Below are 9,572 nucleotides of genomic sequence, written 5' to 3' on the forward strand. Positions count from 1 at the left end.
TGGGGCTGGAGCCATCCTCAGGCGCTGTTTTCGCTGCCGAACTCCTACGGGTAGATCCTAGCCGGCGCGGCCGAGGCGGTATACCGCCACGCTGGCCAGGAAGTTCGGTTCGTCCAGCACCAGCTTGCCTTCGTCGAAGGCAAGGCGCTCGCGTACCGCGATGCCGTTCATTTCGCACAGCACGTCGAAATCCGCGATGGTGAAGAAGCGCACGTTGGGTGTGTTGTACCACTGGTGCGGCAGGCTCTCGGATACCGGCATGCGCCCGTTCAGGATGCTCTGGCGGTGGCGCCAGTAGCCGAAGTTCGGAAAGCTCACCACGGCCTCGTGGCCGACGCGCAGCATCTCGTGCAGGATGCCCTGGGTGTTGTGCATGGCCTGCAGCGACAGGCTCATGATGACGTGGTCGAAGAAGCCGTCCTCCAGGCCGACGAGGCCTTTCTCCAGGTCCATCTGGATCACGTTGACGCCGTTCCTGACGCTTGCCTGCAGCTTGTCGGGGTCGTTCTCGACGCCGTAGCCCTGCACCTGGCGCACGTCGGCCAGATGCTTGAGCAGCGCGCCGTCGCCGCAGCCGAGGTCGAGCACCTTCTCGCCGGGCTCGATCCACTGCGTGATCACTTCGTAGTCGTAACGGTAGGCCGTCATGTCATACCTCGATACGGTCGAACCAGGCCGACAGCAGCGCGTGGTAGCGCGTGTCGTCGAGCAGGAAGGAGTCGTGGCCGGCCGGGCAGTCGATCTCCGCGTAGCTGACGTTGCGCTTGTTGTGCAGCAGCCCGTAGACGATCTCGCGCGAGCGTTCGGGCGCGAAGCGCCAGTCGGTGGTGAAGGACACCACCAGGAAGTCGGCGCTGGCGCGCGCCAGCGCGGCGGGCAGGCTGCCGCCGTACTCGAAGGCGGGGTCGAAATAGTCCAGTGCCTTGGTCGTCAGCAGGTAGGTGTTGGCGTCGAAGTAGCCGGCGAACTTGTCGCCCTGGTAGCGCAGGTAGGACTCGATCTCGAACTCGACGTCGTAGCTGTAGGTGTTGCGTCCGTGGCGCAGGCTGCGGCCGAATTTCTCCGCCATCGCGTCGTCGGACAGATAGGTGATGTGGCCCACCATGCGCGCCAGTTTCAGGCCGCGCGCCGGCACCACGCCGTGCTCGTAGTAGTGCCCGCCGTGGAATTCGGGGTCGCTGAGGATGGCCTGGCGGGCGACTTCGTTGAAGGCGATGTTCTGCGCCGTGAGCTTGGGCGCGGCGGCGATCACCGCGACATGGCCGACGCGCTCGGGGAACTGCAGCGACCATGACAGCGCCTGCATGCCGCCCAGGCTGCCGCCGACCACCGCCGCGAAGCGCTCGATGCCGAGATGGTCGGCCAGCCGCGCCTGCGACTCGACCCAGTCTTCCACTGTGACGAAGGGGAAGTCCGCCCCCCACAGCCTGCCGGTGGCCGGGTTCGTCTGGTTGGGGCCGGACGAGCCGTAGCAGCCGCCGAGGTTGTTCACGCCGATGACGAAGAACTTGCGCGTGTCCAGCGGCTTGCCCGGGCCGATGAGGTTGTCCCACCAGCCGATATCGTGCGGATCGGTGGCGTAGTGGCCGGCGAGGTGGTGCGAGCCCGACAGCGCGTGGCATACCAGCACGGCATTGCTGCGCTCGGCGTTGAGCGTGCCGTAGGTTTCAAAGACGAGATGGTAGTTGTCGAGCTGCCCGCCGCTGCGCAGCTTGAGCGGCTCGGCGAAGTCCGCCCGCTGCGGCGCGACGATCCCGACGGATTGTGCTTGGATCATGTTCGTGGTGTGAAAAACAAAAAACCCAGCCGGCTGAAGCAGCGGACTGGGTGCCCTCGCTTTAGCCGTATTTGTTGAGCGCCCGCAAGCTGTTGATCAAATCGGCGCTAGGTCCGGCGAACTTAGCGCCCGCCGCGGGAAAAGTCAAACCCCGTGGCGTGATAAGATTTTCACCCGCAACGTCCATCCGTACCGTCATGATCCAGGTCATCGTCAACGGCCAGCCCGAAGCGCTGGCGCCCGATCTTTCCGTTTTCGGCCTGCTCGAGGCGCGTGGTCTTGTCGGCAAGCGCGTGGCGGTCGAGCGCAACGGCGAGATCGTGCCCAAGGCGCGCCATGCCGAGGTGCGGCTCGCCGAGGGCGACCGGCTCGAGATCGTCGTCGCCGTCGGCGGCGGCTGAGGGCGGCGCAGGCCGGCTGCGGCCGGCGCCCGCGCGCAGCGCATGCGTTGCGCGGCCTTTCCACCGCTCACCGTTTCCAAGCACAGCACAGGTTTCCACACCATGAACGACCCCCTGGTCATTGCCGGCAAGGCGTACAGCTCGCGTCTGCTGGTCGGCACCGGCAAGTACAAGGATTTCGCCGAAACCCGCGCGGCCATCGACGCCAGCGGCACCGAGATCGTCACCGTCGCCATCCGCCGCACCAACATCGGGCAGAACCCGGGCGAACCCAATCTGCTCGACGTGCTGCCGCCGGAGCGCTTCACCATCCTGCCCAACACCGCCGGCTGCTACACCGCCGACGATGCGGTGCGCACGCTGCGCCTGGCGCGCGAGTTGTTGTCAACCGAGGCTCGACGGCATGATCTGTGCAAGCTCGAAGTGCTGGGCGACCCGAGCAACCTGTTCCCCAACATGCCGGAGACGCTGAAGGCGGCCGAGACCCTGGTCAAGGACGGCTTCGACGTCATGGTCTACTGCGCCGACGACCCCATCCAGGCCCGGATGCTGGAAGACATCGGCTGCGCCGCGGTGATGCCGCTCGCCTCGCTGATCGGCTCCGGCATGGGCATCCTCAACCCGTGGAACCTGCGCTTGATCATCGACAACGCCAAGGTGCCGGTGATCGTCGACGCCGGCGTGGGCACGGCGTCGGATGCCGCGATCGCGATGGAGCTGGGCTGCGACGGCGTGCTGATGAACACCGCCATCGCCGCCGCCGGCCAGCCGGTGCTGATGGCCGGCGCGATGAAGAAGGCGGTCGAGGCCGGCCGCGAGGCCTTCCGCGCCGGGCGCATGCCGCGCAAGTTCTATTCGGCCGACCCCAGCTCGCCGGCGCAGGGGCTGATTGGTTCATGAGCGAGGCAGGCGAAGTGCAGCACGACATGCAGCAAGCCGTGGCCGGCGTCGAGATCATCGGCCGCGACAGCCCGGAACACCGCTTTTCCAGCCGCAGCATCCGCAGCTTCGTGCTGCGCCAGGGGCGCATGTCCGAGGCACAGCAGCGCTATCTGGACGATGTGCTGCCGAAGATCGGCATCGACTACCGCGCGGCGCCGCTCGACCTGGATGCCGCCTTCGGCCGCCAGGCGCCGAAGATCCTCGAAATCGGCTTCGGCATGGGCGAGACCACGGCGAAGATCGCCGCCGCGATGCCCGGCCACGACTTTCTCGGCATCGAGGTGCATACGCCGGGGGTCGGCGCGCTGTGCAAGCTGATCGCCGAGGGCGGTCTGGCGAACCTGCGCATCATGCAGCACGACGCCGTCGAGGTGATGCGCGACATGATCGCCGACGGCGCGCTGGCGGGGGTGCATGTGTTCTTTCCCGACCCCTGGCGCAAGAAGCGCCATTTCAAGCGCCGCATCATCCAGCCCGATTTCGTCGCGCTGATCGCGCGCAAGCTGGCGCCCGGCGGCTACCTGCACTGCGCCACAGACTGGGAAGACTATGCCCACTGGATGCTCGAGGTGATTTCCGCCGAGCCCCTGCTGCAGAATAGCGCCGACGGCTTCGCGCCGCGTCCGGCCCACCGGCCGCTGACCAAGTTCGAGAACCGCGGCCTGAAGCTGGGCCACGGCGTGTGGGACCTGGTGTTCCGCCGCCGCGCCGCCTGAGGAGAAACGTCCCTTGATCCGCAGCCTGTTCCGCTTCATCTTCTCCACGCTGCGCCTGTTCGTGCGCACGCTGGACTTCGTCGTGCGCGGGCTGTTCTATGCCGCGCTGATCTTCGGCATCGGCATGGTGGTGGCCTTCTTCTTCCGCCCCGAACCGGACATCCCGGCCGACTCCGCGCTGCTGCTGCGCCCGAGCGGCAGCCTCGTGGAGCAGGCCGTGTTCGACCAGCCGCTCGACCTGCTGGCCGCCGGCGGCACGCCCGCCGGGCAGAATGCGCTCGCTGACCTGCTCGAAGCGATCCGCCTGGCGAAGGATGATGCGCGCATCAATGCGCTGGTGATCGAGACCGACCAGTTGCTGGCCGGCGGTTTTTCCAAGCTGGGCGAACTGCGTGCCGCCATCCTCGACTTCAAGGCCTCGGGCAAGCCGGTGCTGGCGCGCGGCGAACGCTTCACCCAGGGGCAGTACTACCTGGCGACGGCCGCCGACGAAGTGCACCTGTCGCCCGACGGCTTCGTGCTGCTGCACGGCCTGTCGCGCTATGGCACCTATTTCAAGGATGCGCTCGATTCCCTGGGCGTGAAGGTCCACGTCTTCCGCGTCGGCGAATACAAGTCCTTCTCCGAGCCCTTCACCCGCAACGACATGTCGGAAGAAGACCGCGCCTCCTCGCGCGACCTGCTGGACGGCCTGTGGAGCCTGCTGCGCGACGACGTCGCCGCGGCGCGCAAGCTGGCGCCGGAAGCGGTCGATGCGCATGTGAACAACTACCGCGACGCGCTGGCGGCGGCCGGCGGCGATGCCGCGCTGGCGGCGCGCAATGCCGGCCTGGTCGATCGCTTCAGCACCCGCGACGAGTGGCGTGCCCGCCTGATCGAGCGTGTCGGCGCGAACCCCGCCGGCACCGATGCGCGCATGGTCGACGCCGGCCACTACCTTGCCGTGGCGCGCGGCGGCCGGCCGCGGCACGATGCGCAAGTGGCGGTGCTGGTGGCGCAGGGGGCGATCGTCGATGGCCGCGAACCGGCCGGCGTGGTCGGCGGTGACACCTTCGCCGAGCTGATCCGCGCCGCACGCGAGGACGAGCAGATCAAGGCGCTGGTGCTGCGCATCGACAGCCCGGGCGGCAGCGCCTGGGCGTCGGAGGTCATCCGCCGCGAGCTCGAACTGACGCGCAAGGCGGGCAAGCCGGTCATTGCCTCGATGAGTTCGGTGGCGGCGTCCGGCGGCTATTGGATCGCGGCCGGGGCCGACGAGATCTGGGCGGCGCCAGCGACACTGACCGGCTCGATCGGCATCTTCGCGATGTTCCCCGAATTCTCCGAACCCTTGCGGCGCCTCGGCATCGGCATCGACGGCGTCGCCACCGCACCGCTCGCGGGGGCGCTCGACCCTCGCCGCCCGCTCAGCCCGGCCGCGGCCGACGCGATGCAGCTCGGCATCGAGCACGGCTACCGCCGCTTCCTCGACGTCGTCGGCAAGGCGCGCGACATGAGGGCGGCCGAGGTCGATGCCGTCGCCCGCGGGCGCGTGTGGACCGGCGCGGCCGCGCACGAACTGGGGCTGGTTGACCAGCTCGGTGGGCTGGAGGCGGCGATCGCCGCGGCGGCGACGCGCGCCGGCGTGGGGGAGGGCTACGATGTCGTGTGGCCGGAAGCCAGCCAGTCGCTGCAGGAACGGCTGCTGCGCAAGCTGACGGGCTTTGCCGGTGGTTTCGGCGTCGAACTGCCCCAGCCCGCTTCGCCGTCGCCGCTGAGCCGGCTGCTGGCCGAATTGCAGGCGCCCGCGGCGGCCCTGCTGCAGTGGAACGATCCTAAGCACCTTTACATGCATTGCTTGTGCGAGGCGCCCTGAGTCGGACGCCTCGCGCCTGCCATCCATCCTGCGTGTTGAACAAGGAGACAGCATGAAACTCACCAGCCAGAGCTTTGCCTACGACGCGCCCATTCCCGGCGACTTCGCCTTCTGCATCCCGGCGGACGAAGGCAAGGTGTGTCTCGGCGGCAATCACAATCCGCAACTGGAGTGGTGCGAGGTGCCCGAGGGCACGCAGTCCTTCGTCCTGATCTGCCACGACCCCGACGTGCCGAGCCGGGGAGACGACGTCAACCAGGAAGGGCGCACGGTGCCGGCCGACCTGCCGCGGGTGGATTTCTTCCATTGGGTGCTGGTGGACCTGCCGCCCGACCTGCGCGCCATCGACGCCGGCCAGTTCTCCAACGAGGTCACGCCGGGCGGCAAGGAAGGGCCGGACACCTCGCTCGGCGCTCGCCACGGCGTAAACGACTACACCGCCTGGTTCGCGGGCGACGACGCGATGAAAGGCGACTACTACGGCTACGACGGCCCCTGCCCGCCGTGGAATGACGAACTGGTCCACCACTACGTGTTCACGCTGTATGCGCTGGACGTGGCGAACTGCCCGGTGCAGGGGCGCTTCAGCGGGCAGGACGTGCGCGACGCGATCGACGGCCACGTGCTGGCCGAGGCGAGAGTGCTGGGCACCTATACGCTGAATCCGTCGCTGCTGTACTGAGCGGCGGGCCGCATCCATCGCGCGCCCTCGCCCGTCGTGGAGCGGGGGCCGCCGCGCCGCTGGCCGCGCCCCGCTCGTCGCGCTTTCTCCGCCGGTCCGGCCGGGGCCGCGTGCCCATGCCGTTGGCGTGACATGCTCCTGCCACACTGGCGGCGTAGTCTGCCAGTTCTTTTGACCTGGCGGAGATCCAAAATGAGAAGAACACCGTTGGCCATTGCCCTGGCCTCCCTGCTGGTATTGGCGGCAGGCTGTGGCGGAGGCGACGATGACGACGACGTGGCGACCTTGAGCCAGCAGACCCCGCTGGCCTTCGGCAGCGAGGCATGCTGGGCCGGCGGCGTCGACAACCAGTCTGGGCCGGACAACAACGGCAATGGCACGCTGGACGCCGGCGAAGTCACCCAGAGCACCGTCGAGTGCACGACCCTCGCCGATTTCGGCAGCATCGGCGTGCGCCCGGATTTCGAGCTGATCACGCACCTGCCCCCGGTGCTCGACGACGTGCTCAAGAACCGCAACATCGAATTCCGCCGCGGCGGTTTCGGCTCGGACATCACCGCCCACCCGAGCATCGCCAACCGCTACTACGCGCTGACCGACCGTGGTCCCAACGCCGACCTCAAGACCGATTACGCCCCCACCGGCAAGCGCTTCCCCGACCCGGACTACGTACCGCGCATCGGCGAATTCGAGGTGACGGCCGACGGCAAGGTGGTCAAGCTGCGCGAGATCCTGCTCAAGGATCGCGACGGTAACACCATCACCGGCCTGCCCAACCCGGCCGGACTGGGCTACACCAACGAGGTGGCGTTCGGCTTCGACGGCCAGCCCCTGCTGGTCGATCCGAGCAAGCCTTTCGATGCCGTCACCAACCCCACGCGGACCGACCGCTACGGCCTCGACCCGGAAGGCCTGGTCGCGCTGAAGGACGGCAGCTTCTGGGTCAGCGACGAGTACGGCCCGCACATGATCCACTTCGATGCGAACGGCAAGGAGATCGACCGCATCAACCCCTTCGCCGCCGATGAGCGCCGCGTGGGCGGCTACCTGCTGCCTGCCGAGTTCGGCAAGCGCCGCCCCAACCGCGGCATGGAAGGGCTGACGATCACGCCGGACGGCAAGACGCTGGTGGGCATCATGCAGTCGGCCATGAGCAATCCCAACGGCCCGGCCAACAAGTCCAACCTGACCCGCATCGTGACGGTGGACCTGGAAACCAAGACCTATGGCCAGTACCTGTACCGCCAGGGACTGGAGGACGAGAACGTCAGCGGGCAGGAGTTTTCCAACTCGGCCATCGTCGCCCTGAGCAATACCAGCTTCTTGGTGCTGGAACGCGACGGCGGCTTCTACCGCGACAACCCCGGGGTGTTCAAGCGCGTCTACAAGATCGACCTGCGCGATGCCACCAACCTGGAAGCGGTGGCCGGTTCCGGCACGCTCGTGCAGCACGACGCACAGGGCCTGACCGTGGACGGGCAGACGCTGGAGCAGGTGGTCGTCGCGGGAGGCGCGGACAAGGCATTCAAGGCGGGTTGGGACGTGCTGGCTTCCGCCGGCATCAAGCCCGCGCAGAAGAGCCTGGTCGTCGACATGGTCGCCAAGGTCAAGTACCCGCACGACAAGATGGAAGGCCTGTGGGTCATCAACAGCTCCACGTTGGGGGTGATGAACGACGACGACTTCGCCCTGTGGGTCAACCCCGAAACCTTCGCGCTGCAGCAGAAGTATCTGGACGCGGGCAATACCGTTTTCGACGGCAACACGCTGTACGTCGTTGACGGGCTGGACCTGAAGCCGCTGCCGTGACGTCCAGGCCGTAGCAAGCCCGGGAGCGTGCCGCTTCCCCGCAGGGGGAGGCGGCGCGGCCCCCGCCGGCATTGTCCGCGCCGGGGCCGCGTCCTTTTTTCAGTCGTGCAGGAAGATCTGCAGCAGATCGTTGAGGAAGCGCTGGCCGCGCACGCTGGGCCGGATGCGCTCGCCGCCCGCGTCCAGCAGCCCCTGCTCCCGTGCCGCGCGCAGCTTGCCGCCGATGGCTTCCAGCGCGATCCCGGTACGCGCGGCGAACAGCCCGGCCGGTACGCCGTCGGTCAGGCGCAGCGCATTCATCATGAATTCGAAGGGCAGTTCCGCCACCGCGACTTCGCGCGCCTCCTGCACGAAGTCGCCGCGCGCCGCGCCTTCGAGGTAGCGCGCGGGATGTTTGTGGCGCATTTCGCGGCGGATGCCATCAAAGCTGGACAGCTTGCCGTGCGCGCCCGGGCCGATGCCGAGGTAGTCGCCGAAGGTCCAGTAGTTGAGGTTGTGCCGGCTCTGGCCGTGCGGGCGGGCGAAGGCGGAGGTTTCGTAGTGGGCGAAGCCGGCCGCGGCGAGGCGGGCCTCGATGGCCTCCTGCATGTCGGCCGCGCTGTCGTCGTCCGGCAGCGGCGGCGGGTCGTGGGCGAAGGGAGTGTTCGGCTCCAGTGTCAGGTGGTAACAGGACAGGTGCTCGGTGCCGAAGCCGAGCGCGGTGTCGAGGTCGGCCAACGCCTGTTCCAGCGTCTGGCCGGGCAGGGCGTACATCAGGTCGAGGTTCACGCGTTCGAAATGCGTGGTGGCGGCGTCGATGGCGCGCCGTGCTTCGCTGCCGCCATGGATGCGGCCGATCTTTGCCAGCATGGCGTCGTCGAAGCTCTGGATGCCGAGCGAGATGCGGTTGACGCCGGCGGCGCGGTAGTCGCGGAAGCGTTCGGCTTCGACCGTGCCGGGGTTGGCTTCGAGCGTGATCTCGGCCAGCGGGTCGAGCGGCAGCAGCATGCGGATGCCGGTGAGCAGGGCGTCGAGCGTGCGCGCCGACATCAGGCTGGGCGTGCCGCCGCCGATGAACACGCTCTGCACGCGCCGCCCCCAGACCTGCGGCAGCGCGTGCTGCAGGTCGGCGAGCACGGCGTCGAGCCAGGCTTGTTCCGGGATGCCGCCGTCGCGCGGGGCGTGCGAATTGAAGTCGCAGTAGGGGCACTTGCGCACGCACCACGGAAAATGCACGTACAGCGCCAGCGGCGGCGGGGCGTCGAGTTGCGGGCGCTGCGGCAGCGGCACTGTGCGCGCCGCCGGGGCAGGGGTGAGCGGGATGATGCGACGGGTCACGGCGGGGCAGGGTCCAGGGCCGGGCGGATCGGGGCGGCGGCGCCAGCGTGCGCGCCTGGTTCGCCCGGGGGGG

The 9,572-nt window shown here is 68.3% G+C and carries 9 protein-coding genes; 6 read left to right on the plus strand and 3 right to left on the minus strand.

Annotated features, from left to right (window positions below; translation table 11 throughout):
• Positions 1-57: 57 nt before the first annotated feature.
• Together metW and metX are read right to left on the minus strand one after the other, a co-directional pair.
• Complete coding sequence (gene metW, locus C666_RS13035; RefSeq protein WP_004340178.1) at positions 58-648, minus strand: methionine biosynthesis protein MetW; 591 nt, start codon at positions 646-648, stop codon at positions 58-60.
• A 1-nt stretch (position 649) separates the two neighbouring features.
• Positions 650-1,777 (minus strand): homoserine O-succinyltransferase MetX, encoded by a 1,128-nt coding sequence (metX, locus tag C666_RS13040; RefSeq protein ID WP_004340181.1) that lies wholly within the window; start codon positions 1,775-1,777, stop codon positions 650-652.
• Positions 1,778-1,974: 197 nt separating this feature from the next.
• Between metX and thiS the strand changes: the two genes are divergently transcribed.
• The 6 genes from thiS (at position 1,975) to C666_RS13070 (ending at position 8,182) form a co-directional block, all read left to right on the plus strand.
• Complete coding sequence (gene thiS / locus C666_RS13045) at positions 1,975-2,178, plus strand: sulfur carrier protein ThiS (protein WP_004340182.1); 204 nt, start codon at positions 1,975-1,977, stop codon at positions 2,176-2,178.
• A 102-nt stretch (positions 2,179-2,280) separates the two neighbouring features.
• Positions 2,281-3,078 carry a thiazole synthase gene (locus C666_RS13050; RefSeq protein ID WP_004340184.1) on the plus strand — a complete coding sequence of 266 codons (798 nt, stop codon included), beginning with the start codon at positions 2,281-2,283 and terminating at the stop codon, positions 3,076-3,078.
• A gap of 26 nt (positions 3,079-3,104) precedes the next feature.
• On the plus strand, positions 3,105-3,836 hold the full coding sequence (gene trmB / locus C666_RS13055; RefSeq protein WP_086013358.1) for a tRNA (guanosine(46)-N7)-methyltransferase TrmB: 732 nt from the start codon (positions 3,105-3,107) through the stop codon (positions 3,834-3,836).
• A 13-nt stretch (positions 3,837-3,849) separates the two neighbouring features.
• The gene (gene sppA / locus C666_RS13060; protein ID WP_004340189.1) at positions 3,850-5,691 is read left to right on the plus strand and encodes a signal peptide peptidase SppA; all 1,842 of its coding nucleotides are present in this window, start codon (positions 3,850-3,852) and stop codon (positions 5,689-5,691) included.
• A gap of 52 nt (positions 5,692-5,743) precedes the next feature.
• Entirely contained in the window at positions 5,744-6,373 is a 630-nt protein-coding gene (locus C666_RS13065; protein ID WP_004340192.1) for a YbhB/YbcL family Raf kinase inhibitor-like protein, read from the plus strand.
• Positions 6,374-6,565: 192 nt separating this feature from the next.
• Positions 6,566-8,182, plus strand: a complete 1,617-nt coding sequence (locus C666_RS13070) for an esterase-like activity of phytase family protein (protein WP_028792270.1) — start codon at positions 6,566-6,568, stop codon at positions 8,180-8,182.
• Between the two features lie 99 nt (positions 8,183-8,281).
• On the opposite strand, the gene hemW is transcribed toward C666_RS13070, so the two are convergent.
• Complete coding sequence (gene hemW / locus C666_RS13075; RefSeq protein WP_028792271.1) at positions 8,282-9,499, minus strand: radical SAM family heme chaperone HemW; 1,218 nt, start codon at positions 9,497-9,499, stop codon at positions 8,282-8,284.
• Positions 9,500-9,572: the final 73 nt, after the last annotated feature.

It is taken from the genome of Thauera linaloolentis 47Lol = DSM 12138 (assembly GCF_000310205.1).
Taxonomy (GTDB): Bacteria; Pseudomonadota; Gammaproteobacteria; order Burkholderiales; family Rhodocyclaceae; genus Thauera; species Thauera linaloolentis.

What these genes read in the sequence shown, in the direction of transcription:
- metW (WP_004340178.1), bottom strand. Translation starts at nt 648, where the DNA reads ATGACGGCCTACCGTTACGACTACGAAGTGATCACGCAGTGGATCGAG.
- metX (WP_004340181.1), bottom strand. Translation starts at nt 1,777, where the DNA reads ATGATCCAAGCACAATCCGTCGGGATCGTCGCGCCGCAGCGGGCGGAC.
- thiS (WP_004340182.1), top strand. Translation starts at nt 1,975, where the DNA reads ATGATCCAGGTCATCGTCAACGGCCAGCCCGAAGCGCTGGCGCCCGAT.
- C666_RS13050 (WP_004340184.1), top strand. Translation starts at nt 2,281, where the DNA reads ATGAACGACCCCCTGGTCATTGCCGGCAAGGCGTACAGCTCGCGTCTG.
- trmB (WP_086013358.1), top strand. Translation starts at nt 3,105, where the DNA reads ATGCAGCAAGCCGTGGCCGGCGTCGAGATCATCGGCCGCGACAGCCCG.
- C666_RS13065 (WP_004340192.1), top strand. Translation starts at nt 5,744, where the DNA reads ATGAAACTCACCAGCCAGAGCTTTGCCTACGACGCGCCCATTCCCGGC.
- C666_RS13070 (WP_028792270.1), top strand. Translation starts at nt 6,566, where the DNA reads ATGAGAAGAACACCGTTGGCCATTGCCCTGGCCTCCCTGCTGGTATTG.